Below are 24,446 nucleotides of genomic sequence, written 5' to 3' on the forward strand. Positions count from 1 at the left end.
TAAACTCACCTAATGCACAAATTTCAAACGAATAGGGAATTTTTTGAGCCAATCGACCTTTAAAAAAACGCCGTTACTCTTAGCAATGATGATCATTGCTACAGGGCAGGTGGGTGTGAGCATCTACTTGCCATCATTGCCGCTCATTGCTGCTGACTTAAGTGTTACCCAAGTGGATGTGCAATTGCTCGTCACGCTGTTTCTGGTGGGTTTTGGCTTGTCTCAGCTATTTTACGGACCGATGTCCGATGCGGTGGGAAGAAGGCCTATATTCTTGTTAGGTCAGGGTGTTTATTTGATTGGTACTGTCGTTTGTGTTGTGTTTTCTGACAATATGACAGCGCTGGAAGTTGGTCGCTTGTTGCAAGGGTTAGGGGCGGGTAGTGCCTCGGTTCTTGGGCGAAGCGTGCTTCGTGACAGCTATGATGGTTCACAGCTTACCAAAGCGTTGTCTTATATCTCGGTCACTGCTTCGATCATGCCGATCATTGCGCCAGTATTTGGCGGTTGGATTTCATTTCACCTCGGTTGGCAGGCGGTATTCCTATTCGTTTTACTGTACTTATTAGCGATATTTACGCTGGGTTACTTTGTTCTGCATGAAACTTTGCCATACGGAAAGAGCCGCTTTGATGCGTGCCAAGTAGTGAAGAACTACGGGCGTTTGTTGACCAATCGCCAAGTGTTGACCAGTGCCAGTTATAACTGGATGAGCTACATGGCGAGTTTGGTTTCACTATCGTTGTTTCCATTCTTAATGCAAGAGCAATTGGGGCTGACCGCCGCTGAATATGGCTCATTGATGATTGTTCCTTCGGCGGGCTTACTGATAGGTAGCGTCGCTTTAAACTTACTCAATCGTAGGTTTAGTACGCCCCAATTTATGAGCCTAGCTATTTTGATTATCTTGGCATCGGGAACTTGGCTTCTTACTCATGAGTTATCCATTTTTAACTTAGTTTGGGCGTTTACTTGGTTGGCGATAGCACAAGGCATCTCGTTCCCATTATCAATCAGCATGTTATTAGAACCTCATAAGAAGCAAGCGGGCGCAGTGTCGGCATTGTCAGGCTCAATTCAGATGTGTTTAGCGGGTTTATTGGGTGGGTATCTAGTAGAAAGTTGGGTCACGACTCATCTACAGTTAGGCGTGTTCTACCTCATTATTGGTGCTGCTATGGGCGGGGTGCTCTGGTCCTCAACCAAAGTGAACAAAAAGAACGATACTGTTGGAGTAGAATATAGCTAATTGCCTAGTTCACTATCGTCCCCGCACCATCGTTAATACGTTGTATTTGTGCTGATGGTTTTCTACAATGCTTCGGTCCATTGAATAGGTAAAAAAAAATGCAGCAAAATGAATTTGAAGTACTGGTAAAAGCTATCTGCGCACTAGATGGCCTGCCTCAAGCGCTAGAGCTATTGAAATCCAATGAGGATACAGAAGTCGCTGAGGCTGCTGCATCACTGACTGGTCAATTTGCACTTGCTGAAGTGGAAGGCGAAAAGCGTATTTACCACGTGACGCTTCAAGAAAATGAACAAGGCGAAGAGCAAGAGTACATCGAATATGTCATGAATGAAGGCGATGACTTAATCAAATTTGCAGCTTGGTTCTTTGAAACGATGTTTGAATTGAAGCAAAAAGACACATACCAAATTGCCGGTAAAACTTACAGACAGCCAAAGCGCAGCTAGGTTTCTCAGTAAAGCATTTTAGAAAGCAGCTCTCTTGAGCTGCTTTTTTTATCAGTGTCTAAACCAATGTCTTGGATTGATATTAGGAATGGAGCATTAAGGCCAAACCGGACTTCAAGTTAACTCATTGATATACGTATACAATGCTGACTAGCACACAGGAAAAATTAGGTTTATTGCAATTTAATAGCTCATATTGCATTAAAGTGTGATTTAGATCTTGTTTTTGAGCGTTTTAAGTGTAAAATCCGCGCTAAAGAAAGTTGATTATGTGCGGAGATAAGCATGAATTACGAACTAGGCCACGCATACCTTGGTCAAATGGCAGCAAAAAACATGATGCACGAAGCATTGTACGGCACTTCAAAGCCAAAGAAACCATCGTTCTTTAAGCGAATGATGAAGAAAATGGCTAAATAAGCATTTTCAAAAACGGAATTTTAAAAGGCCTTAAACTCGATGAAGTTTAAGGCCTTTTTCGTTTTAGCGATTAATGAAGGTCATCGCTCGTTTTGTTGTGGATGGACACAAAAAAACACTGATTAATTCACGATCGGATTTGTAACTCTGTGTGAGTTTAGCCTGCCGATTGGTTGGACAGGTCGACAACGTTATTTGGAATGGTATCTAAACCATTTTCTTTCATCCATACTTCTAAGTTGTCGGCTCCACCGATGTATTTACCATCGAGCCAGATCTGCGGGACGGTGACCGGTGTTTTCTCACCAATGTGTGCTTTTACCTCTGGAATCATACGATACAAAGCGGCGCTGTCTTTTACGACATCGTGATATTGGTATTCAACTCCGGCTTCATCAAGCATTTTCTTTGCTTTAACACAGAATGGACAAGTCGCCTTACCGTAAACGATATTGCCTTTTAAGCTGTCTCGTTTGGTCCACTCTTTGATCACCGATTGGACTAACACACCGCGATTCAGCGCTTCACCTTGGCTTACCACTTTGCCTTCAACAACAAGGATTGGAGCATGCCAAGAGCCTAGTTTTAGCGGCTCCCACCAGTGAGACAACCAATCTTTCACTTCCAATTCGACATCGACATCGGCCAACTCATTCTCAAAAGTATCCTTCAGAATGTCTTTGGTAAGGGTACATTCCCCACATGGGATATTAACTTTAAATGGACCCCAGCTGCCTGCCCAACGGTATAGTGTAATCTTGACTGGTTTCTTCATGGTTACGGCCTCTTTTGAATTCTCTTATCCATATAGAACGGACAGTCGAACTATTTATTTCACCAACCTTAAACTTTCTTCACTTTTGAAGGTTTTTTGGTTTCCCAGTGCGTTATAAATGCAACTGACGCAATAATAATAGCAGCCCCTAGCCATAAACGACCTGGTGGAACCCAACTAAACACAATCCAACCTGCTAAAACATTTAGCGGTAATTTCGCGTGGTCAAAAGGTTGCACAAACGAAGCATCAGCGACCGAGTAGGCTTTTACTATCGCCCATTGAGCGAGTGCCGTCATAACACCGATAACAATCAAGATAGCCCAAATTGTACCGCCGCTTGGCGTCTGCCAATCTGGCGCGGCAAGCAGGATGTTAAATGGTGTGATTAATAGCAGCAGGTACACCACCATGGTTGAAGGGCTGTCTTGCGAAGAGAGCTTTTTCACCATCAGTGAGTAGCATGCCCAGAAGAATGCGGCACCGACTGGTAATAGCGTTGCCCAGTTAAAGTCTTCAGCCCATGGCTCTAGAATCACCATCGCACCTACGAAACCGGCTAAGGTCGCGCTCCAGCGAGCTGCCCCAACTTTCTCTTTTAAGAAAAGCCCTGAGCCTATGGTTGCAAACAATGGCGACGTCATGAGAAGGGCAATGCCTTGCCAAATTGGTACTGGGTAAGCCAGTGCCCATATCCAAAGTTGAATACCAATAACAGACAAGAAGACACGGAATACGTGCAATTTGAGGTTATCGGTTTTTAGCGCACGGCGAATGCCCAGCGTTTTCAGATAAGGAAGAATAGTGAACAACGCGATGGCGTATTGAATGACGGCGACGGTGGTAGAAGTAAGTCCGAAATGAATGCTAGCAATTTGAGTTAGGCTGTTAATAACGGCAAAGGCTAGGCCTGCGGTTAGCATCCAGCTAGCGCCTTGGATCGGATGGTGTTGTGACATGATGCTTCTAATTATTTGATGTGGTCCACCTATGATACGGATTTAGCACCACTTAACCAGAAAAAGCATTGATGAAGTCAGTCAGAATATTTGAATATGAAAAAAGGTTGAGCAATTACCCAACCTTTTAGTCTGTATCTAAAGTCGATTTAGATTAGAAGTCGTAACGTACACCTAGGCGAAGTGTGTCTTCACCTTCAGTTGTTAGACCTGTAATTAGGCTTTTCTCTTCGTCCAAACCATTGATGTAGTATGCAAGGTATGTACGGAAGTTGCTGTTCAGCTTGTAGTAGCCTGCTAGCTCGATGCCATCAACAGAATCTGCTGTAGAACCGTTTGCCGCTTCATCTTCTTGATATGTGTACACTACAGCAGCAGAAAACTGCTTAGTGAATTTATACTGTGCTGCGAATTCCATTGCAGTGAATGACTCAACATCTGCGCCAACTGCTTTATCGTCTGAATCACCTGTAGAGTAGGTTGCTGCTAGGTAAAGGTTATCTAGAGAATATGCTAGACCTGCAAGGATTTGGTTTGCGCTACCTGCACCAGCACCTAGATCTTCGCCAGAGTATGCAAGACCAAGGTCAAGACCGAATGGTAATGAATACACACCAGAGATGCCGTAGCCGTCTGAGTCTTTTTCGCTATTTGCTTGATAAGTTGCTTCTAATTGAAGTGCGTCAAAGCCACCACGGTATGCAAATACGCTATCTTCTTTGTCAGAAGCTGCGTCGATTACTTGTTGAACACCCGAGAACTCAGTGATATCCGTAAAGTCAGATACGATTACTGAAGCCATGTCTTGGCGGCCTACAGAAAGTGCTTGGCCATCGAAATCAACACCAGCGTACATGTAACGGTTTTTAAACTCACTGTTACCAGTACTTTGCTCTGCTTCGTAGAAACCGAATGCTGTTACAGTATCTGTAAGTTCTGTTTTACCACCAAGGTTTAAACGGAAACGAGTTTTATCTTCCATTGTACCTTCAACTTCAGCACCACCTGAACCAATGAAATCACCACGGAATTCCGCACGACCGCCAATTTTAAGTTCTGTACCATCAGAGCTGTAAACTGTTGCTGCTAGAGATGAACCTGAAACTAGTGCCGCTACCACTGCAGAAGCTAGAACTGCCTTTTTCATAATCGCTTACCTTGTATTTTAAAATCCGTGAGCAATGTGCTCTCCGTTTCGATATGAAGCTAATTTAGAGCAGATAAATTAAGCTTTCATTTCCATAAAATTACATTTTCGTGAATGGGGAACTTTTTTAAGTGTTGATTTTATTGCATTTTTATTTCAAGTAACTGAGTGTTCGGTGAATAAATATACAAGTTGCGTGTATTTCAACGGTCATATTGACAAGTTTTACCTTGGAATCACGGATGTCGATGGTGATGAGTTTTGGGAGCGATGAAGGCTTGTCAATCTGATTAACTGCTTGTACTGGTTAGGATATCCTCTATGATGCAAAAACTTAGAAGAGAATAGATTCTGCTCAACAATATGGAGACGTTGGATGAAAACAGAGTACTTAGGCGATGTTTTACAAGGTAGGCAGGTTATTGGCTCCTTGAATGTTGAAGACCTACCCGTTGGAGAGCACCAGTTTTGGTTTCAAGTCACCAGTGATGGGCTAGGGCAACCTAAGAACATGCCGGTTTCTGTTTTCAAAGGCAGTCAAGAAGGTCCTAAGTTGATGATCACCGCCGGTATTCACGGTGATGAGCTAAACGGAGTGTTGGTTGCACAGCAAATTATCAGGGACTTAGTCGGTAAAACGCTCAAAGGCACGGTAACGATTGTGCCTACTGTGAATCTGCCTGGCTTGCTGAACCATAGCCGTGATTTCATCTCTTCGGATCCGGGTTCTTGCCCTGCTAATCTTAATCGACTCTTTCCGGGTAACGCGAATGGCTTGGCAGCGGAGCGCTTTGTTGCGTCTTTGTGGGAGCGTTTGCTTAAGCATAATGCCACCTTCGCCGTTGACCTCCACACTCAAACTCGTGGCGCAGTTTATCCACTTTATGTGTTTGCTGATTACCGCATAGAACAATGTTTGGAGATGGCGAGGCTGATGCAGCCCGATTGTGTTCTGAATGACACTGGCGACCCAGGTATCTTAGAAACGGTTTGGAATCGAAGTGGAATTCCGAGCATCACGGTGGAAGTTGGGATGGGGAAATTTACTCAGCCTGACATGATTCAACGAGCGGTAGACGGTGTTTTTAACATGCTGTCTTATTATGAAATGTTCGAGGTTGAAATAAATCACCCTGAGAAAATGCAGCTGCCGAGTATGGATTGGATAGAGGGAAATGATGTGGTTTCTATCCGCGCTGATATTGGTGGTTTCGTATTGCCGCAGGTAGAGCTTCTGCAAAGCGTAGAACAAGATGATCTGTTGGCCATTCAATATGACGCTTTTGGTAATGAGTGTCGCCGTTATCACGCGCCGTCTGCCGGACGTGTCCTTAGCTATAACGTGGATGCGCTAAGGGAGCCGGGTGCGCTTGTTTGTCGCTTGCTGAGTTAAGGCTCAGTCGGTTGGACGTTTCCGTGTTAATGCACTGTGTTGTTATCTAAAACACGTAAAAAAAGACCGAGCTAGGCTCGGTCAAAGGACAGTTGTCTAGAGTAAGCACGTCTTGGACTCATCGAGAGAACTGCTTTTAGAGTAGCGAGGCTAGATTAAGAATCCATTGCGAGATAGTGACACTTCGACTGCTTTTCTGTTTCAAAAACAATATTGAAAACATTACCTTAAGCTCATCAAAAGCCGACTGCGAGTTACACCGGTCGGCTTTTTATTACTTCTCTTTTGAATCTTTATCTCTATCTACACTCGATTAAAAAGCGTCATCCACGATCTCTTTTAATCGGTCATAAGGCACATATCCTGGTAAAACATTTCCGTTCATCATCATGGTTGGAGTGCCCGTTAAGCCTAGTGCACTGAACGTTTGATGGTTAGTGGTTAGAACCTGGTTTTGTTCTTGAGTTGTTTTTAGTTCCGCCTCTGTTCCCGTCTTCTTGGCAACGGCTTCTAGTGAGCTTTTCGAGTGAATACCGCTTTTCGCCATCAGCAATCTATCAACTTCAGGGAATGCTTCTGGGTTATCTTTCCATACTTTCATCGCGTATAGCGCCGCGTTGGTGTCTAGCCCCGAAACCTGTTGCTGCTTAAACGATAAGTACACGTTGATCACTTTAATGTCGCTGTTTTCAGAGGCTAATTGAACCAAGCCTTTTTCCAAGCGCTTACAGTAAGGGCAGTTATAGTCGGTAAAGTTAATGATGACCGATTTGCCATCCGGATTGCCCGTGATTGGGTGGGCGTCATTGTTGTATAACCAATCATGGCTTTCCGCTTGGGCTTTTTTCGTTTGCTCTTGACCTGCTACGTACTGCTCTAAACTGGTATGCAATCCAGAGATCGTCGATGGGTTTTCCTTCAGGAATTGATTAATTTCTTCAAGTTGTTGAGTTTGTTCTTTGTTTAATTCTGCGGAGGCATTAGTACTCAATAGTGAGCCTAAAATCAGTGCGCTTATCAGATGCTTTTTCATATTGTCTTTTCTCAAATTCGTGATAATCGTGAGCGCTTATTGGGTTGCGCTCACATTAATGTTGTTTGTTAAACGGGCTGAATCGCTTTATTCACTTAGCTTTGCTCTGTTTTTTCTTTGTGAGCGAGTTAGGCAAATTAGGTTCTTAACCACAGCCCTATAGGAGAAGTAACGCCTGTTGCGATACTGCTGATCTTTCCGTCTTTGATGATGACGATGCTTGGAGTGACATTAACGCCCCAACTTCTGCTGATTGATCCAGAAAGATCATTGATAACAGGGAAGTCATACTCTTTTGCATCCAAGTAGCGCTGGACACGCTCGTCTGGGCCAGACGATAGAGCGACCGAAACCACCTGATGGGAGTCGTTGAAGCTATTGACGGTTGGGCTCACAAATTTGCAGGCACCACACCAAGTCGCCCAAAAATAGACAATGACTGGCTTACCATTTTTGCTTAGCTCGATAACATCAATATCTTCGCCTTGGAGCGATTGACCCACAATTGGAATCGCATCGCCCTGAGGCATACTTCTGCTGTGATAAAAGTCCATGGCAAATGAAACCACGCCAACGATAAGTATCATTGAAACCAGTTCCTTTCCCCACTTCTTAAGACGACTTGGCTTTTTGGCATCACTCTTTATAGTGCTGTCTTCAGCCGTGTTAGATCTCTCTTCATTGTTGGGAGTCTTCATCAGTTATCTCGCAGCATCGATGGCTTGCACGACAGTGTCACTGTTGATAATGACAGGCAGTGGAATACCGCTTTTATAGCTCGGACCGTAGACGATATTAAATGGCACACCAAATCGCCCATTACTTTGTAAGTATTGAGTGACACTTTCACTTGGTGTTGTCCAATCACCTTTCATCAAAACAATGTCTTCTTGCTGTAGGTGGCTGTAGACAGGGTCTTGAAGGATGACGCCGATCTTGTTGGCTTTACAAGTGATACACCAATCAGCAGTTACATCAACAAACACCGTTTTGCCTTCATCAACGAGCTGAGGGATTTGCTTCGCATCCAGCTTTTGCCAAGCGAGATCGTCAACAATCGGAGTCGCCCAGTTATCAGCGGTGACACTACCGACGATCAATGCAGCACCAAACATCAAGGTAGTGGTTGCGACGATAGGAATAAGCACCTTGCGACCCAACTTACGGCCAATCCAAACCAATACTGAAATCACGATAAACAGTGACAACAAGATAGTTGGGAATTTACCAATGAATGGGCTAAGGAGGCTTGTTAGCCATAGGCTGGTAATGAACATCATTAAGCCAAATACCAGCTTAACTTTGAACATCCACGCCCCAGGCTTTGGAAGCAATTTGGTTAGGCTTGGGAATAGCGCAAAGATCAACCAAGGCGCACTCATACCGATACCGAGCGCGATGAAGATTGCCCATAGCTCTTGGTAGCTTGCTCCGAGTGCATACGCGACAGCGGTTCCTAGGAATGGCGCGCTACATGGCGTTGCTAACAGCGTTGCAAACATGCCTTGAACAAAGTGGCCTGAATGTGAGTCATCACCTTTGGTTGCCATCCAAGTGTTTAAACCTGATGGTAGTCTGAATTCGAATAACCCAAGCAGGTTAATCGAGAACAGCAAAGTGATGATCAGCATGAACCCGATGAACCAAACGTTTTGGAATTGGATTCCCCAACCAATCGCATTACCACCCATTTTTAGTGCGGTCATACCTAGGGCTAACAGCGCAAATGATGTAATGACACCTGAAGCAGAAGCTAAGAATGAGAGTCGGATATGACGATTGGATGCACCTTGGTTTTGAATGATGCTGTTTAATTTCATTCCTAAGACTGGCAACACACATGGCATGATGTTGAGGATCAAACCACCAATTAAAGCGAAGCCTATCATCGCCAAAAAGCCGTTGTTGCTTGTTTGGTAAGCGATCGGTTCTGAGCCAACTTGGGCCGTCATCTCTTCGGCGAAATTAGTGTCTGAAACGGTGACACTCACGTTACGGTCCGTTAAGTCGACTTCACCTATCCAGTTGCTCACATCAAATACGGCCGTCATTGTATTGTCTGCGATGTGGACGCTTGGTTGAGAGAAGAAGTCATCAATCACTTCTTGCCCGTCAATCAACACCATCGGCTTATCCCAGCCATTTTTACTTGTCAGCTGAGTAACCAGTTGCTGTTTGCTCTTGTCCCAAAATAGACCATTGACTGAAGTGCGATTAGCTTCTCGTGGAGATTGGCTCATGCCTTGGTTGAACAAGAACATCGCTTCTTCATCGAGCGCTAAAGTTTGTGGGTCAATCGGCAGTTCGATATCGTAATCGGTTAACACACAGATATTGGTACACGACGGAAAGGTAAACGATGCCCTGAATATCGCAGGCTTCGTGTTGTCTTTCAGGGATAAAGTGACAGGAAAGCTGACATGTTTTTTGTAGCCTAACGTCATGACGTCAAGCTGCTCGTAGTATTTAGGTATCGGCCAGTGCCACTCTACTGACTCAATGTTTGTTGAACCAGACCAGTCCCAGCTTGGCGGAATGCCACCTTCGCCTGGGCTGCGCCAATAGGTTTTCCAGTCGCCGTCGAGTACGACATCGAGCACGGTTTGAATCTTAGAGCCGTCATCCGACTGTTCACCCGTCGACATCATTCGCATTTTTACAGGCGGATGCTCAGGCACGCTTATCCAGCCCGTGGTTTGAGCCAAGGCGGTAAATGACGTCATAACCAAAAGGGCAGTGACTAAGGTTTTCGCGCATGTACGCATAGAGAATGCCAATGAATCGACAAACTTAGTTAGTAGTGTGTTGTACACAAATGTATCTCCAAAAAATAAATAAAAGGGTGTAGTAGCCCGGTTATTTACTCTCTAAATATACAATGCTTTAGATGTAGTCGGTGTTTTGTAGGTCGAGAGGAGCGATGATTGTCTCTAGATAATCTCGAGATGTGAGGTGGTAAGTTAAATGCAACTGCAATAATCAGTACGAATGGGATCAGCCAGCCGGTTTTTGGGGCGGCAAAGGTCAGCATTTTCGAACTCAGGCTGCATGAACTTGAATTGGGAGACGTTAACATTTTAGAGGCTTCTAAACCGAAAACACTGGCGTACAGGTTGGCCATTTTTTCAGAAGAAGCAATGTCGGTTTGAGGATTACTGGTTTCTGTATGATTTTGTGCACCAACTAGGACTGATTGGCCGTTAGCGGATGCAGATAACGATACTTTCTTTATGGACAGAGTACTCGCCAGACAAGTTACGATAACCAGTCCAGTCAGGAAGAGCGCCCAAAGCGAATGCTTTTGTCGGCGATTCTGTGTAGATAAGAAAAGTAGCGATGTGTTCAGCAAATTAGTCAGTAATCAAATCAGTTAGTTGTTAAAACGAGCTCGTTGAATTGTGGTTAGCTTAGATAAGTTCTCTTCGTGCCACAAGTCATAAAATGGTTAAAGTGAAACTATGTATAAATGCGGGAAACGGCAGATACACGATAAAAGACGCATAAACACCAATTCACGCGAATACGACATTGAGCTGTAGCTAAAGTTCACAACAACTGAAAGTTATCGCTAATTATTCTGTATTGAGTGGTTTATTAACTATCAGGACGGGACAGGCGATACAAAAAAGCCCAACAGATCGTCAGTGAACGTGTTGGGCTTTAATCATTGGTGCTATTGGAAAGGCTTAGTGAGTGCGGCGAGGGCCGTTACGTACCAAGTCTTTACCGTTATCAAACACCTCTTTGGTGATCCAGCGAGCAAGTAGAACTTTATGGCTGCTGTTGAATACAGCAACGAAGTGACGACCATCTGAATTATTGGTTGCCATGCCTACACCTTCAACGCCTTCAAGGCCTAAACCGCCAGCTTCCACTGAAATTAGGAATTGCTCTAGTTCTTCTAGAGACTCAATAATATCAAGTTCGTTGTTCATTTTTATGCTCTCTTGCTATGAGCCAACATCGTATTTAGGGCGCTTTAGTGCTGTGCTCGAATGAAGATATTGGCTGTTGTTCTTTGTTGGATGCGTACTCTACAGGTCATAAGAGGGGATTGGAACTCTCAAATATTAGAAGCAGGCTGATAATTTGCGATTTTTTAACATAACATACGTTTAAATGCTTGTTATCCATATTCTTTTTACTACTATTTATAGGGTCAATTTAGACAGTAATAGGAATTAATATGATGAAGGTTTGGCGTTGTCTATTGTTAATGTTGGCGTTTGTCGCATTTGGAAGTTATGCGCAGAGCGTTGAGAAAATCGCAGAAGTACAAGATCAGTTAATGCTCGATCTAGCAACATTAGAAACGGCGCATGATGCTGAGAAACCCTTTCTTGAAGATATCTTAAGGCGTAAGAATCAGGGTCTACGCGAAGAGATTTTTTCACAGCTATCGTCAGATAAAAAAGAAGGGCTGGATGTCACTCTTGCTCAGCAGGTTGAACTGCTACAAAAATTGCTGTCATTGAATGAAACTAAAATCGTTTCAATGAGTAAAGAAAATCGTTCCGCTGAGGGTGACGCTAAAAAACGCCTTGAATTGCGTATTCAAAAACGAATCGGAATGATGGATGTCTATTATCAGCAGCTTGCTAAGACCTTAAATTGGTCGGAAGAGCGTGGTGTTGATGTTTCTGTTCCTGAAGGTGAACTTAAAACGGCGTTAGTTGCTCGTTCTAAATACCTGACTAATGCCATTCTTTACACAGACACACAGCGACAAGATCTAGAAGCGCGTTTGTCTTTTGTGAATGAAGAAGAGAAAGCGATCATTAAAAAGGAGCTTGAGCGTTTCAGCGAGCGTACTAGCGTTATGGTCGCGAGCTTAGAAGAAACCATCACGCTAATGGAACCGTTTGGCGTGGATGTGACTTCATATAAACGTGTTTTGTTAGCGACGACAGGCGACATTAACGCCGATGTGTTGGATGTTGATGTTGCACTGGAACTGTTGGATGGTTGGCTCCGTTCGTTCAGTTCATGGGCTTTCGAAAATACCCCTTCTTTTATCGTTAAACTGGTTCTGTTTCTAGGTATTTTGTATGTAACTCGCCTTATTGCTAACGTGGCTCGCAAAACCGTTCGTAAGAGTGTTTCGCACTCTAAAATGGACTTCAGTGTATTGATGCAGGACTTCTTTGTATCCATCGCATCTAAAGCAGTCGTGTTTATCGGTTTGCTTATTGCACTGTCTCAAATAGGGATAGAGCTAGCACCTCTTCTTACTGGTTTCGGTGTAGCCGGTGTCATCATTGGTTTCGCATTGCAAGACACACTATCTAACTTTGCATCGGGTTTGATGATCTTGATCTACCGTCCTTATGATGTCGGTGACATGGTTAAAGTGGCGGGTGTGCAAGGCACGGTAAAAGACATGAGCTTAGTGTCGACGACTGTTCAAACCATCGATAATCAACGCTTGGTGATCCCAAATAACAAGATCTGGGGTGACGTGATCAACAACATCACGGCAGAACGTGTGAGACGTGTTGATATGGTTTTCGGTATTGGTTACTCAGATGATATCGATAAAGCGAAAGCGGTATTGAACGACATCATTGTTGCGCACCCTCTAGTGTTGAAAAAACCAGAACATATGATCAAGCTTCATACCTTGAATACGTCTTCTGTTGATTTCGTAGTACGACCTTGGGTTAAGACTGATGACTATTGGGATGTGTACTGGGATGTAACGGAAACCGTGAAGAAACGCTTCGATGAAGAAGGCATCACGATTCCATTCCCTCAACGAGATGTACATATTTACAATCACGAAGAGAACTAAACGAAAGATCTAGTATGAAAAGCTATTACGAAAAAGCTAAGCATGGCTTAGAGCCATCATTCTTAATGTGATATCAAATGGACGCTGAACAAGCGTCCATTTTTATTGGCTGCCGCTTATGTTGAGCTTCATTCTTTTATGTCACTCAACCACCTTAGAATTACGTTATGATGGGGTAGGCTTAATCTGGAAAGTTGAAATCGAATGGATGATTCACAGCAAAAAACGAATACTAGAAATACAACGGTAAGAAAAGCGGCGCGAATTGAAAGCGTTATGAACTCTGCGATGTGGCATTTAACTCAGAGAGACATGACGGAAAGCGAGTTGATTGCGAAGCTCAAAGTGAAAACCGACAATCAAGAATGGATCGATGAAACTTTAGAGACATTGAAAGGCTTCGGGTATCTCAAGTCTGACCAAGTGTTTGCAGAACAATTCGTGGAACAAGCTTTCTCTGGTGAATTTGGTTCTCGATACATTGTCGAAAAACTGAAGAAGAAGGGTCTGACCGATTCAGTGATTTCTGATGCCATCCATAAAGTGTCGTTCGAAAAGTCTACTGATGAACAAACCATCTTGATAGACCGAATCAACCACTACTATTCAAGCTTTACCATGAGCCGTGAAAAGCTGGTTTCGACACTGCAAAAGCGTGGCTTTAGCTATCAACAAGTTAAGGTAGCGATTGACCAGCACCCACAAGCGCATCAACTGAAAAGTAATATTCAAATTAAGGCCGAGAAAGCCGATTTGGCAAAAGAGGTGCTCAAGTATGCTCGTAAAGGCAAGGGCCTGACCGTCATTCAGCAAGAACTTAGACAACGACAAATCGACACAAGTGAGCTGTCATCGCTCATCGACCGATTGATTAATGAAGAGCAGTTAGACTTCTATTCTTCGTGTTTAGAACAGTTGCAGAAGAAGTCTTATGACCTAAACGATCATAAAGAACGCTCTAAGGCTTACGCGATGCTAAGTCGAAAGGGGTTCTCTTCAGACGAGATCAAATTTGCGTTGAGTGAAGATAACGAATAACTAAGCCGGAAAAATTTCCTATGTAGTATGTTGGTTTGTCCTAAGTAACTATTGTCGAGTAGACGACACTTGTTACCAAGTGCCGCCCCTCTAAGAACCGTACGTGCAACTTTCACTGCATACGGCTCAAGCCTCCACTAAGGCATCATTGATACCCAGCAACTTATAACGCAGTCGGGACAGGCTCTTTCCAAGAGTTACGAGCTAGCCTTTTAGATTTTCTCTTCACCAAATATTCTTGGTATTGAGGGTCAAAAGGGGTCGCTGCATTCCTGATTTTTACGTGTCGCTCGATGGGCACTTTCGCTATTTGGAACAGATTGAAGTGACAGTCCATGTCCATGATTTTCTGCCAACCGTGAAATTGCCATTGGCCTTTACGATTGAGAAAATACTTATGAACAACCCAGTCTTTGGACTTGGTTGGATGACGTCTAACTGCCCAGTGCCATAACGCTTGGAATAGTTTGTGGCCGACATACCCGAATACTTGTTTAGCAACACAGTGGCGATAGTAATTCGCCCACCCTCTAAGTTTCGGATTTATCAACTTGATAAGATCGTTAACAGGGGTGGTTGCGTGCTTTTTAATAAGTTCACGTAGATTTCTAAGGAATAACAGCGTGTTAGATTTGCTCGGTTTAATGAGCAATTTCCCTTTGTACTTCCTGTGATTGAAACCCAGAAAGTCAAAGCCATCATCAATATGAGTGACCTTCGTTTTCTCTTCGGAGAGGGTTAACCCTCTTTCTGCCAGAAAGTCAGCAATCAACGGTTTGATATCGTTCACTAGCACTTCCTTTGAAGAGCAGGTGACCACGAAATCATCCGCATAACCAATAAAGTTGGCCCTAGCACCCATTTTCAGAGCTGTAGATTTTATTTGTTGCTCTATTCCCGCGAGAGTCATTAGCATCAAGGTTGGAGATATTATTCCACCTTGAGGTGTACCCTCATCGGTATCATAGAACAGACCCTTATCCACATAGCCAGACTTTAACCATTGCTCTAACATACGTTTATCAACCGTGATATTGTCGATAAGCCATTGATGCCCGATTTTGTCGAAGCAAGCCTTAATATCCCCCTCAAGAACCCATTTCGCTGATCGCTTTAGAGCCAAACATTTGAAACACTAACTGACGGCGTCAGCCGTACTGCGATTTGGCCTAAACCCATAGCTATTGAGATCGGCAAGCGTTTCGGACACTGGTTCTAATGCTAGAAGGTGGAGGGCTTGTTGCGCTCTATCAATCATGCATGGAATACCCAATGGCCTGAGCTTACCGTTCTTTTTGGGGATGTAGATACGTTTGAGTGGTTTTGCAGAGTAAGCCTTGCGGCTCAGTTGATTGACTGCTTTCATACGGCGTACATCTGTGTTCCAGGTGACGCCGTCTATTCCAGACGTTTTACTGCCTTTATTCTGAGAGACTCGCTTAACCGCAAGAAGCTTGGCTGAGCGAGAATGAGTCAAGAGCCACTGTAAGGACTTCACCTTACTGTATTTCTTTTCTCTCGTTGCTTTTGCGATACGCATTTGAAGCTTCAATACGTGTGCTTCAACGGATTTCCAGTCGATGGACTGCCATTGAGCGCCGTCAGAAGATGCACTAATCTCTTTCGAGTTTTCTCCTTGAATAAAGTTCTTCAAATTCTCTCGCAATGGGAGACCAGTCGGAAGTGGGCTCACTTTCGTGATCAGACATAAGTCTGTATCTGCATCATTACAATGTAGCTTTCGCTTTTTCCGACCTCCTATACCTGCATCACTATCGGCCACAAAGGCTTTCCCAAAGGGAGTGATACAGGCTTACCCTGTTCCGTATGTTACGTAAAATGTCAGCTTAGATGCCCACTATAGTGCGGAGAGTACGGCGACCACGAAAAAGTACTGTCCAACCTCTTTCCAACTCTCATTGCCTTTTGGCCACAGCGTATTAACCACTTCCGCTGCTTCATCATATAACGCACCTTGAATGGATTCACATACGTTCATCATACTGACTACCTAGCACTTACCCGAATTGTGGTTTTCAGGAGGAACGTCCTCTCACGATTCTTTTCCCACTCAGCCCAACGGCCAAGTTTCGTTACATTGTCCGAGCCGCTGCTTTATTCAGGCTCGTAGGTTCATCTGGTGATACAGATGGTTCACTCGTTAAGCGGTGAACAACGCTTCATACGACCTCAGGTCGCACGGACAGAAACAAGTCAGTGGTTCTGCTAAATTAGCAATTCATGAATAACTACAGGTATGAAAAGTTACTTAACTAATTGTCTAGTTTTTATGGTGCAGAACAAAGTTTGCGGATTCATCAACATTAATCGTAGCTATATTCCAACCGTTCAACCCTCGTTCTAATCACCGATACTGTAGCATCTCAGTTCCCATAGCATTTCAACCAAACAATCGGCTACAGAGTCAGAAAAGCCGACACTAAGAAATCGTTTGAAAGCTCGCCTTGTGTCATACGCTTTTGGGAAGCACTTCGCTATATAAAGCTCATGGGCACAAGCAGCCGCTTGCTCTCTGGTAAGGCCTGAAAGTTGTAACTTACGAATGGCTTGGTACAGTTCACTTCCGCGCATAATGCTTCTCGTATATTTAATACTAACCATACATTAGGTTTGTGCTTGAAATTCATTCAACTGGCTGTGAGCAGATGAAAGTAACTCTATGTTGACTATACCTAGTGACATCTTATGCCTCGCTGATGAGTTGGCGCTATGAACGTGAATAATTGGTGGTTTGAAACCTCGCAAAGCAACAGCTTCTTCGATCCACAACACTACATCATAACCAGTACCGTGCTCATCATCGCCTAAATCATGATCAAGACTGATTTCAGTGACATCACCTTTATTCAAAAGCGCGATCGCCTCTTCTGACCAATAAACTCTATACCAACCTTCGGGGGCCTGTCTCTCATCATCTAAATAGACCTTCATTTGCATCTACCACTGACTCCTAATTCTCGCCAGTTCTTGCATATAACTGGAACGATACTTGCCGCCTTGCCTCTCATGAACTTGTAACCAAAAGGAACTTTCCCCTTAATTTCAAGGGAAATAAGAATTTTCTCAGCCCTGAATGGCGCTTTATTGAGTAAGCTGGCGGCAGGCTGAACTGATAGAGAGCTTCCAACTCCAAGTACTTTGTAAGCAGACTTAATATGTTTCCTTGCCTCCTCTAAATACATCACTGGTTCGCCAAACCAAACAATATTAGGCCTCAATTGGCTATTTAATTCACAATGTTGACCAATCTCAATCTGCTTATCCCAGTCATAAGTAATTGAAGAATTAATGGTACTTTGGGCGCGATTTAACTGCCCATGTAGGTGAATAACTTTCGAACTGCCCGCTCTTTCATGCAAGTCATCGACATTCTGAGTAATGATGACCACGTCATAAACATCCTCTAACTCAGCTAGTGCTATGTGAGCTTTGTTAGGTTGTGCATTTTTGGCGGCAACCTTACGTTGATTGTAAAAGCTCAGCACTAGCTTAGGGTTACGCTCAAAGGCATCTTTCGTTGCTAGTTCATGAATAGGATAACTTTCCCACAAACCATCACCATCTCGAAAAGTGCGCAAACCACTTTCGGCACTTATACCTGCGCCTGTAAACACAACAATCTTTCTCTTTTCTGTGTTATTTACCATCATCTTCTCTCGTGATTAAACTGTTGAGACTAATAGTAAATAAGATATGCGACAGGTTTTGACGCATAGCGCAACAAAAAACAATAAACCATTGATATATCTGAATATAGTGAAAAATTTAGTTCACTTGCTTTGTACTCTTTTAGTACTTCAATCGTTTGATGTTGCGTATGCGCCCTCATCCAACCATTTAGTATGGCTCGACAACCATCAAGATAAACTTTCATAAAGTTATTCCTGAGAACTCAAAGTGTGTTTGCATCTGCGTATTTGGAAAATCTGAGTAAATCGTTCGTCCGACAACAGTTAACAAAACCTGCCATGTGGGAAATTGGTAAGAAGACACTTTGACCACCAAGCACTCATTAGACAGGTAGACTGCCTCACCATTAAAACACCTAGGCCCTTCTTTATGTATTGGGATGAGACCTAGTGGCTGAAACTGCGCTAATTCAAACTCCATAAGGTGGCTCATAAGCGCCAGCAAATTCTCTTTGCATGTGACTGATTCTAGTTTTTTGACCAAATGAGATAGAAATAAACACTCAATAACACAGTCACCTAGTTTTTCATAAAGCGAAATGATGCAATTGTGATCATGGACGATCTGATACTGAATTGAACTGTAGTGTTCTGCTAAGCGAAAGGGGCAATTAGACATAAAACTCTCTCCTGTAAGTTAGAGAGAGTTTGCAGCAGGGATGCGACAAGAGTTGACGCTTTAAATGCTAGTCAGTTTTTTCGGGGGCAAAGGTAATGCTTGCTTACTATCAGAATAGAACTGCGTGCTTACTTCAGGTAGCAACAATGCTCTTCTGCCTGAATTGAACAGGCGAAATGGTTTTTCCGCAAAAGACGTCGATTTTAGGCTGGCACTATTATAGCTCGGTTGGTGCGCATAAATTAATAGTGATTCAATCGCTGATAACTTAATACTCTCTCCTTCGTAGTGGTCATATCGTTCTCTATTATCTTTGCTCCAAGCTTCCCACCCAGTAAAATTGCCACAAGAAGCAATGAAAATCTTGCATAGGTCAGCTTGGTTTTGAATCCAAGAATGCTCATTTAGTCGTTCGAAAATTGTTTTTCTATCTGACAACCCAATGTAAAGCAAACTATCAGTACCATAGACAGGATGACTGCCATAAACTTGGTAGAGACAATGCCCTTGAACCCCTTTAAGTTCCTCTAGTGCATTTGATGAGTATGGACCTTCCCAATAAGCATCAATAATAGGCACAGCTTTGTTTTCCGAATTACACATATTCAATCCTCATACCACGAGATACTATCTCTAAGGGTTTGTTTTATTTCTTCACGTAATGCCAAAGGCTCTACTACTGTTGCATGGTTACACACAGACAGCAGCCAATGGCGAAATTCATCGGTGTCATCCACGTTCGCATGGACGATAAAATCTTCACCTTTGGGTTCTATTAACTGGTCTTCACACAATGGTGTTTCATCTAGGATTTGTGCAAAAACTGGCGTTACCCATAGTTTAATCGCAAGTTTATTTGAGCGGCGGATGACTCCCATTTCACCCTGCTGAACGTATGTCTCTAGTGAGAAGTCTTCATCAACAATCGCAGGGAAGTAAGAGGACTCTGCACTGATTACGCGGTTGAACGACAATTGACGAATATCGCTGTAGCCATCAAATTTCCCGACCAAATAATTCCGCTCTCCACGCACGACAATACCAAATGGGTGAAACATGACTTGCTGCTCTTTGTTAGAAGACATGGAGCGATAAACAAGCCTGATACACTTCTCTTCAAACACGGCTTTATACATGACGTTTATCGTTTCAGCAGCTAGCTTAGAGGGTAGCAAAGGCATGCCTTTAGGGTGGATATATACTTTTTGCGGCCATAGCCCTCGAGACGTTTTGTTTTCATATCGAAGATAATATCTAGCACCGTTGAAGTGCGATTCCAAATTACTGAACAAGGATGGAGGAAAAACCTGCTCTAGATGCTTTTCAGCAAGGTTTAGGGTAATGGCGGTGCTTAAATCCATTCCCGTTAATCCTAAATCAAGTCCTTGCTCTCGCGACCATCCAATTGGTTTACCTGAGTCTGGTACAACTCCGTACTTATCAAGGCTTTTAAGAATGCGTTGAATGCTTCTTAGTGACAACATATTGCCTTCTGCCTCTAGCTTTTCCTGAATTTTCTGCGCAGTGATTTTTCCTTTCATTGGTACTTTTGCGAGCACTGCTCTCTTGTTCTCAAAGCTTTCCATACAAATTTAATTTTTAATTACAATTGGATAGATAACATACCTAATTATGCACCTTATAACGACAGCTCCTGTCGTTACCGCTTTGTATATTATGAGCATCGTCACAAGCTGCACCAAAAGAGGAAGTTGGGGCAAGTTAACTAAGAAGGATGAACCCAAATTGGACTGTTATAGATGGTTTTGATTCAACCGTATTGGTGGTTTATATGAGGCATCGAATGACTATTATCATCACTTCACAGTAAAGGAGAGTATCCGCCCCATGAACCCACGGGGCGATATTACTAATGTTTGAAGTTCCAAGGTAGGAGTGCGTCGATATCAGGCTCTGCTTTCGCCAACTCTTTCATGCACTTGACCAGATAGTCGTAGAGGATAAGTCCGTTGGCTTTCGCGGTCTCGACGATGCTGTAAAGCATCGCGCTCGCACCAGCACCGTTTGGTGTGTCAGAGAACAACCAATTTTTTCTGCCAATGACCAGCGGTTTAATTGCGCGTTCAGCGCGATTATTATCGATAGATAAGTGACCATCGTCGATATAACGAATGAGCTTTGGCCATTGTCCGAGCGTATATTTTATCGCTTTACCTAGTGCACTAGAGCCTATCACTTTCTGGGTCGTCATCCATTCGTAAAGTTCATCCAGTATCGGTTTGGCATACGCTTGACGCTCTGCTTTTCTTTCTTCGACAGACGCACCTTTTAAACGTGATTCTATCCCGTAGAGTTTTTGGATTTTAGCCAGCGCCTTATCGGCCTTGCCCGACTTACCTTTGCCTTGAAGCTTCTTAGCGTCCATGAACTTTCGCCGAGCATGAGCTAAGCACCCCACATTTGTCACTTGATGAAGTCCATCATAAGCCGCGTAGCCATCGGTTTGTAGATAACCGTTGTAGCTGCCTAAAAAGGCAATAGGGCACACCCTCGCTCGACTGTTTTGGTAGTCGTACAAGGCGATATTTTTCATATTCGGTAGTGCGGCTTCGGGTGAGTCGGCGCCCGAGCAGTAGAGCCACATGTAACACTGTTTCTCTTCTTTGAGCACATTAAGCGGCGTTTCATCCGCTTGAACCACTACTTGTTGAAGAAGATGGTCTTTCAGCGCTTCATATAAAGGTTCGAACTTCTCACTGACTTGGATAATCCACCTTGCCATGGTGGTGCGTGATAGCTCGATACCCGACTGATTAAACAGCGACTCTTGCCGATAAAGTGGCATCGCGTATTGGTATTTACCCAGAATGATATTGGCAAGCAAGCTTTCTGTCGCGAAGCTCTTAGGGATAAGACTCTGCGGGGCTGGCTTTTGAACGATGCGGCTATTGTCTTTTGTTTTCTCGCACTCGCGGCACGCATATTTAGGGCGGACATATTCCAGCACTTTAAGCACTGCTGGTGTGAACTCTAATTTCTCACTGCGGTCTTCGCCGATTTTATGTAGGTTATGATTGCAGCATGAACACTGCTTTTCATGGTCGTCTAAATCGAGTTCGATAACCTCTCGAAGCAAGGTCGTTGGAAGTGGTTTACGTTTACCACGCTTCTTCGTTATGGTCGTGGTCGTGACCTCAACCTCTTCTTCCTTAGCGGCTTCACATTCCACTTCGTTGAAGAGATCTCCTTGAGATTCATCGTAAGGCTTTAACGCCTCCGAGCGTTTCGCGAATTGACGGTCGAAGGCAAGCTTGAGTTGTTCAAGCAGCGATTGACGCTCTTGTTGCCATTGTGATTCCTTCTGCTCATTCGAGAGCATCAGTGCTTTCACCATCGCTTGTAGCTCGGCAATATCTTGACTTTCTGGGTCGATATTTAGTGTCTTTTTCATGACATTGATTATACTAAAATCGTGCCGTTAACGCTTGGTGGATAAGGCTTTATTATCGTTTAAGTCATTGTAAAATCGTTTATTGTGACAGGTTTATGGCCGATAATTGTGAAGCCAGAAAGCAGCCTATCAAGCTCAAATTGAGTCAAGGTAAATACCTGATTTTTCTCTTTTGATGGCCACTTGTACTTGGCTTTTTCGAGGCGCTTATACCACAGGGCGAAGCCTGTTTTATCCCAGTACAACACTTTGATTTTGTCGCGCTGTTTGTTGGTGAACAGGAACAGTGCGCCACTCCCCAAGGGTAAATCGGTGTCACTTTCGATAATTGCAGCGAGGCCATTGATGGACTTTCTAAAATCGACGCTCTCACGATACAGATAAATGTCTGGTGCGCTCAGCATGCGTTTCATGACAGCGCCCCGATGAGCTCTGCTAGGTAGGTTGCAGGCGTGCCTTGAGGAATACTCAGCTCAACATCATTGACGAGAAGGGTCATGTTAGCGGTTGCTATTTGAGCTTGGTATTTCGTTGTCTTTTCGACGACCTCTGCTCGGACAAAGCCTTGAGATACATCCGCTTTTTTGAGTTGTTGGCGCTTAGCATAAAACGTTGAGGGATTGAGTTCATTGAGCTTACAGAATGCGATCGTTGACAATGAACTCGATTCAGATTGTTCGATAAGCGTTTGCCATTCTTGTTTAGTGTGTCGTTTTCCCATTTCAAATCTCCTCATGGTTGGAGACTTGATCTTATTATTCGTGTTAGGCGATTAGAATGCGGGGTTTATGGAGCGCTTACGAAACTTCAAAACCACTTTCAACAAACATCTTCGTCACGTGGCTACCAATATATCCATTGGCTCCTGCAATAAGTACTTTCATTCTTTCCCTGAACTTTGGATTACACATAACGCTTTTTATACTCCTATCATGCAGCCTTTTTAATCATTGATCAATTTACAATCAATGGGTTAATGATAGATATTGTGTATTAGATTGCAAAATGACGCATAATTTTTAAAAAGCTTACTTCGACACTCCCTCGGATAACTACAGGTAAGGCAAACGTACAATCACAGATTGTGAGTAAACTTTCGCGCTGAAAAGGAATGGGGCAGAAATGTTTGTATGTGAATTACGCCCGCTTGCCTAAACCGGGAGCACCTCCAGAAAGAAATGGAGAGAATTTTGTATCAAAACTACTACCCAAAGCTGATCCTTGAGGTTTGTTTTTTGTAGTTTTCACCTTATTGCTTTTCTGTTGTTTCAGAAGCTGTTTATGTTCTGCTCTTTCTTTCGAAGATTTTTCGATTTTCCGTTTCAATACATGGGAAACAATAATCTGTCGATTAGCTGTTTTATCTGAGATCACCTCAGCCGTTGCAATTTGCCTTTCTGAACGTAAAACTTCTCTCTCTAAAGCTATTTGAGAATATTTTTGATCGATCGCGGTCATTGATTTAGTAGCTTTTTGAGGAATAGGCATAGACAAAGCCCATTCATAAGTACCTACAATTAATGCTCTAGCTTTTTTCTTTTTCTTTGACATCTCAACTTTGAATGAAGGTTTTAACTGAATAAGGTAATCCCGACACTTTAATTCATGCTGATGAAGAGCCGCGTGCGAACGTAAGACTAGATCACAAGCTAAACACCTAAATTGGTTCATGTTGTCTCCTTCACATTACAGCTTTATATATTGAGATTTTCTATTTATTACATCAAAAATCACTAAAACTACTGCTGCATAGTTATCTTAATATACAGGTATTTTCATTTAGTCGCTGTGTGATGTGTTGAGAAGACAACATATCACAATCATCTACTTCAAAAAGTGGTGTGAAGACAAAGCTTATGTGACAAGGTTATCGATTTTACCGAATCATTAATTTAGCTAGGGATAAATCAAGGCACAGGTACTCTTATTGAAAAGCTCAAAGCACGTTTTGGGGCACTTTTGAGCTAGAAAGTGCCACGGGTAAAAATTCGACCTATGAAGGTTCTGGACTTAGATGAACCAGCAATGATGCTGGCTTTTAAGAAAAACAAGGTCACGTTAAGCAAACACTCGCAATCGATGCCCATCAGGGTCTAACGCAACAAAATTGATACCATATACAGACTCTTCACGCTCTTGAGCAAAATTTACTCCTTGCTCTTTCCACTTTTCAAATAAGGTATCTAACTCGGTGCTGCTAATTACAGGGACAGAAAGTTCAGTCCCGCCACCTCGAACTGAACTACTTGGCGTAAGTGTATCAGTTTGTTTTAGGGTGATTTTTACGTTTTCAGCAAACTCGACTACCGCAAAAGTTGGCGATAAAAGCTTAGGTTCACACTCAAAGACTTTCTTATAAAAGGTCATGCTGAGTTGGATGTTTTCAACATATAGAACAATAGAATCAATAGTTAACATAGTTGTAAATCTTTATTTTAAAAATGGATGAAC

At 43.2% G+C, this 24,446-nt stretch carries 23 protein-coding genes and 2 pseudogenes; 6 read left to right on the forward strand and 19 right to left on the reverse strand.

Annotation, left to right across the window (positions count from 1 at the left end; genetic code table 11):
• Positions 1–43: 43 nt before the first annotated feature.
• From AC3CH3_RS20635 to AC3CH3_RS20645, 3 genes are all read left to right on the forward strand, one after another.
• Positions 44–1,249 carry a multidrug effflux MFS transporter gene (locus AC3CH3_RS20635; RefSeq protein WP_488538280.1) on the forward strand — a complete coding sequence of 402 codons (1,206 nt, stop codon included), beginning with the start codon at positions 44–46 and terminating at the stop codon, positions 1,247–1,249.
• Between the two features lie 98 nt (positions 1,250–1,347).
• The gene (locus AC3CH3_RS20640) at positions 1,348–1,698 is read left to right on the forward strand and encodes a hypothetical protein (protein ID WP_488538281.1); all 351 of its coding nucleotides are present in this window, start codon (positions 1,348–1,350) and stop codon (positions 1,696–1,698) included.
• Between the two features lie 285 nt (positions 1,699–1,983).
• Complete coding sequence (locus AC3CH3_RS20645) at positions 1,984–2,118, forward strand: hypothetical protein (protein WP_010431176.1); 135 nt, start codon at positions 1,984–1,986, stop codon at positions 2,116–2,118.
• Positions 2,119–2,275: 157 nt separating this feature from the next.
• Here AC3CH3_RS20645 and AC3CH3_RS20650 read toward each other — a convergent pair whose 3' ends face one another.
• The 3 genes from AC3CH3_RS20650 to AC3CH3_RS20660 all read right to left on the reverse strand — a co-directional run bounded on the left by AC3CH3_RS20650 (position 2,276) and on the right by AC3CH3_RS20660 (position 4,999).
• Positions 2,276–2,893: a glutaredoxin domain-containing protein gene (locus tag AC3CH3_RS20650; protein ID WP_019826797.1), complete on the reverse strand. Its 618-nt coding sequence runs from the start codon at positions 2,891–2,893 to the stop codon at positions 2,276–2,278.
• Between the two features lie 68 nt (positions 2,894–2,961).
• Positions 2,962–3,852 carry a DMT family transporter gene (locus AC3CH3_RS20655; RefSeq protein ID WP_488538282.1) on the reverse strand — a complete coding sequence of 297 codons (891 nt, stop codon included), beginning with the start codon at positions 3,850–3,852 and terminating at the stop codon, positions 2,962–2,964.
• 154 nt (positions 3,853–4,006) lie between these two features.
• Positions 4,007–4,999, reverse strand: a complete 993-nt coding sequence (locus tag AC3CH3_RS20660; protein WP_488538283.1) for a porin — start codon at positions 4,997–4,999, stop codon at positions 4,007–4,009.
• Positions 5,000–5,375: 376 nt separating this feature from the next.
• On the opposite strand from AC3CH3_RS20660, the gene AC3CH3_RS20665 reads away from it, so the two are divergent.
• Positions 5,376–6,392, forward strand: a complete 1,017-nt coding sequence (locus AC3CH3_RS20665; RefSeq protein ID WP_488538284.1) for a succinylglutamate desuccinylase/aspartoacylase family protein — start codon at positions 5,376–5,378, stop codon at positions 6,390–6,392.
• A gap of 313 nt (positions 6,393–6,705) precedes the next feature.
• Here AC3CH3_RS20665 and AC3CH3_RS20670 read toward each other — a convergent pair whose 3' ends face one another.
• From AC3CH3_RS20670 to AC3CH3_RS20685, 4 genes are all read right to left on the reverse strand, one after another.
• Positions 6,706–7,425 carry a DsbA family protein gene (locus tag AC3CH3_RS20670; RefSeq protein ID WP_488538285.1) on the reverse strand — a complete coding sequence of 240 codons (720 nt, stop codon included), beginning with the start codon at positions 7,423–7,425 and terminating at the stop codon, positions 6,706–6,708.
• A gap of 137 nt (positions 7,426–7,562) precedes the next feature.
• Positions 7,563–8,123 carry a protein disulfide oxidoreductase gene (locus AC3CH3_RS20675; RefSeq protein ID WP_488538286.1) on the reverse strand — a complete coding sequence of 187 codons (561 nt, stop codon included), beginning with the start codon at positions 8,121–8,123 and terminating at the stop codon, positions 7,563–7,565.
• A gap of 3 nt (positions 8,124–8,126) precedes the next feature.
• Positions 8,127–10,190 carry a protein-disulfide reductase DsbD family protein gene (locus AC3CH3_RS20680; protein WP_488539080.1) on the reverse strand — a complete coding sequence of 688 codons (2,064 nt, stop codon included), beginning with the start codon at positions 10,188–10,190 and terminating at the stop codon, positions 8,127–8,129.
• Positions 10,191–11,111: 921 nt separating this feature from the next.
• The gene (locus AC3CH3_RS20685; RefSeq protein WP_017062732.1) at positions 11,112–11,360 is read right to left on the reverse strand and encodes a hypothetical protein; all 249 of its coding nucleotides are present in this window, start codon (positions 11,358–11,360) and stop codon (positions 11,112–11,114) included.
• Between the two features lie 251 nt (positions 11,361–11,611).
• Between AC3CH3_RS20685 and AC3CH3_RS20690 the strand changes: the two genes are divergently transcribed.
• Both AC3CH3_RS20690 and AC3CH3_RS20695 read left to right on the forward strand, forming a co-directional pair.
• On the forward strand, positions 11,612–13,216 hold the full coding sequence (locus AC3CH3_RS20690) for a mechanosensitive ion channel family protein (protein ID WP_488538287.1): 1,605 nt from the start codon (positions 11,612–11,614) through the stop codon (positions 13,214–13,216).
• Positions 13,217–13,420: 204 nt separating this feature from the next.
• Complete coding sequence (locus AC3CH3_RS20695) at positions 13,421–14,254, forward strand: RecX family transcriptional regulator (protein WP_019826779.1); 834 nt, start codon at positions 13,421–13,423, stop codon at positions 14,252–14,254.
• 163 nt (positions 14,255–14,417) lie between these two features.
• On the opposite strand, the pseudogene ltrA reads toward AC3CH3_RS20695, so the two are convergent.
• The 12 genes and pseudogenes from ltrA to AC3CH3_RS20755 form a co-directional block, all read right to left on the reverse strand.
• Positions 14,418–15,896: pseudogene (gene ltrA, locus AC3CH3_RS20700) on the reverse strand (group II intron reverse transcriptase/maturase).
• 216 nt (positions 15,897–16,112) lie between these two features.
• Positions 16,113–16,256 carry a hypothetical protein gene (locus AC3CH3_RS20705; protein WP_162497971.1) on the reverse strand — a complete coding sequence of 48 codons (144 nt, stop codon included), beginning with the start codon at positions 16,254–16,256 and terminating at the stop codon, positions 16,113–16,115.
• Positions 16,257–16,879: 623 nt separating this feature from the next.
• Positions 16,880–17,212, reverse strand: coding sequence for a cyclic-phosphate processing receiver domain-containing protein (locus AC3CH3_RS20710; RefSeq protein WP_488538288.1), 333 nt, complete (start codon positions 17,210–17,212; stop codon positions 16,880–16,882).
• Entirely contained in the window at positions 17,203–17,925 is a 723-nt protein-coding gene (locus AC3CH3_RS20715; RefSeq protein ID WP_239828378.1) for an SIR2 family NAD-dependent protein deacylase, read from the reverse strand. Before AC3CH3_RS20715 ends, AC3CH3_RS20710 begins: the two co-directional genes overlap by 10 nt.
• 718 nt (positions 17,926–18,643) lie before the next feature.
• Positions 18,644–19,186 (reverse strand): hypothetical protein, encoded by a 543-nt coding sequence (locus tag AC3CH3_RS20720; RefSeq protein ID WP_239828379.1) that lies wholly within the window; start codon positions 19,184–19,186, stop codon positions 18,644–18,646.
• Between the two features lie 2 nt (positions 19,187–19,188).
• The gene (locus AC3CH3_RS20725; RefSeq protein ID WP_488538289.1) at positions 19,189–20,169 is read right to left on the reverse strand and encodes a helix-turn-helix transcriptional regulator; all 981 of its coding nucleotides are present in this window, start codon (positions 20,167–20,169) and stop codon (positions 19,189–19,191) included.
• A gap of 284 nt (positions 20,170–20,453) precedes the next feature.
• Positions 20,454–21,995 carry an IS66 family transposase gene (tnpC, locus tag AC3CH3_RS20730; protein WP_488538290.1) on the reverse strand — a complete coding sequence of 514 codons (1,542 nt, stop codon included), beginning with the start codon at positions 21,993–21,995 and terminating at the stop codon, positions 20,454–20,456.
• Positions 21,996–22,054: 59 nt separating this feature from the next.
• The gene (gene tnpB, locus AC3CH3_RS20735; RefSeq protein ID WP_261893880.1) at positions 22,055–22,408 is read right to left on the reverse strand and encodes an IS66 family insertion sequence element accessory protein TnpB; all 354 of its coding nucleotides are present in this window, start codon (positions 22,406–22,408) and stop codon (positions 22,055–22,057) included.
• Positions 22,405–22,716 (reverse strand): IS66 family insertion sequence element accessory protein TnpA, encoded by a 312-nt coding sequence (gene tnpA / locus AC3CH3_RS20740; protein ID WP_488537056.1) that lies wholly within the window; start codon positions 22,714–22,716, stop codon positions 22,405–22,407. Before tnpA ends, tnpB begins: the two co-directional genes overlap by 4 nt.
• Before the next feature lie 79 nt (positions 22,717–22,795).
• Positions 22,796–22,879 (reverse strand): annotated as a pseudogene (locus AC3CH3_RS20745) (NAD(P)-dependent oxidoreductase); the annotation flags it as partial.
• Positions 22,880–23,132: 253 nt separating this feature from the next.
• Positions 23,133–23,666, reverse strand: coding sequence for a hypothetical protein (locus AC3CH3_RS20750; RefSeq protein ID WP_488538291.1), 534 nt, complete (start codon positions 23,664–23,666; stop codon positions 23,133–23,135).
• Between the two features lie 387 nt (positions 23,667–24,053).
• Positions 24,054–24,413: a VOC family protein gene (locus tag AC3CH3_RS20755; RefSeq protein WP_016794653.1), complete on the reverse strand. Its 360-nt coding sequence runs from the start codon at positions 24,411–24,413 to the stop codon at positions 24,054–24,056.
• Between the last annotated feature and the right edge of the window lie 33 nt (positions 24,414–24,446).

Source organism: Vibrio sp. QJM3NY_35, from assembly GCF_057785915.1.

Coding starts and splice junctions, on each gene's coding strand:
- AC3CH3_RS20640 (WP_488538281.1), top strand. CDS start 1,348: ATGCAGCAAAATGAATTTGAAGTACTGGTAAAAGCTATCTGCGCACTA.
- AC3CH3_RS20645 (WP_010431176.1), top strand. CDS start 1,984: ATGAATTACGAACTAGGCCACGCATACCTTGGTCAAATGGCAGCAAAA.
- AC3CH3_RS20650 (WP_019826797.1), bottom strand. CDS start 2,893: ATGAAGAAACCAGTCAAGATTACACTATACCGTTGGGCAGGCAGCTGG.
- AC3CH3_RS20655 (WP_488538282.1), bottom strand. CDS start 3,852: ATGTCACAACACCATCCGATCCAAGGCGCTAGCTGGATGCTAACCGCA.
- AC3CH3_RS20660 (WP_488538283.1), bottom strand. CDS start 4,999: ATGAAAAAGGCAGTTCTAGCTTCTGCAGTGGTAGCGGCACTAGTTTCA.
- AC3CH3_RS20665 (WP_488538284.1), top strand. CDS start 5,376: ATGAAAACAGAGTACTTAGGCGATGTTTTACAAGGTAGGCAGGTTATT.
- AC3CH3_RS20670 (WP_488538285.1), bottom strand. CDS start 7,425: ATGAAAAAGCATCTGATAAGCGCACTGATTTTAGGCTCACTATTGAGT.
- AC3CH3_RS20675 (WP_488538286.1), bottom strand. CDS start 8,123: ATGAAGACTCCCAACAATGAAGAGAGATCTAACACGGCTGAAGACAGC.
- AC3CH3_RS20680 (WP_488539080.1), bottom strand. CDS start 10,190: ATGCGTACATGCGCGAAAACCTTAGTCACTGCCCTTTTGGTTATGACG.
- AC3CH3_RS20685 (WP_017062732.1), bottom strand. CDS start 11,360: ATGAACAACGAACTTGATATTATTGAGTCTCTAGAAGAACTAGAGCAA.
- AC3CH3_RS20690 (WP_488538287.1), top strand. CDS start 11,612: ATGATGAAGGTTTGGCGTTGTCTATTGTTAATGTTGGCGTTTGTCGCA.
- AC3CH3_RS20695 (WP_019826779.1), top strand. CDS start 13,421: ATGGATGATTCACAGCAAAAAACGAATACTAGAAATACAACGGTAAGA.
- AC3CH3_RS20705 (WP_162497971.1), bottom strand. CDS start 16,256: ATGATGAACGTATGTGAATCCATTCAAGGTGCGTTATATGATGAAGCA.
- AC3CH3_RS20710 (WP_488538288.1), bottom strand. CDS start 17,212: ATGCAAATGAAGGTCTATTTAGATGATGAGAGACAGGCCCCCGAAGGT.
- AC3CH3_RS20715 (WP_239828378.1), bottom strand. CDS start 17,925: ATGATGGTAAATAACACAGAAAAGAGAAAGATTGTTGTGTTTACAGGC.
- AC3CH3_RS20720 (WP_239828379.1), bottom strand. CDS start 19,186: ATGTGTAATTCGGAAAACAAAGCTGTGCCTATTATTGATGCTTATTGG.
- AC3CH3_RS20725 (WP_488538289.1), bottom strand. CDS start 20,169: ATGGAAAGCTTTGAGAACAAGAGAGCAGTGCTCGCAAAAGTACCAATG.
- tnpC (WP_488538290.1), bottom strand. CDS start 21,995: ATGAAAAAGACACTAAATATCGACCCAGAAAGTCAAGATATTGCCGAG.
- tnpB (WP_261893880.1), bottom strand. CDS start 22,408: ATGAAACGCATGCTGAGCGCACCAGACATTTATCTGTATCGTGAGAGC.
- tnpA (WP_488537056.1), bottom strand. CDS start 22,716: ATGGGAAAACGACACACTAAACAAGAATGGCAAACGCTTATCGAACAA.
- AC3CH3_RS20750 (WP_488538291.1), bottom strand. CDS start 23,666: ATGAACCAATTTAGGTGTTTAGCTTGTGATCTAGTCTTACGTTCGCAC.
- AC3CH3_RS20755 (WP_016794653.1), bottom strand. CDS start 24,413: ATGTTAACTATTGATTCTATTGTTCTATATGTTGAAAACATCCAACTC.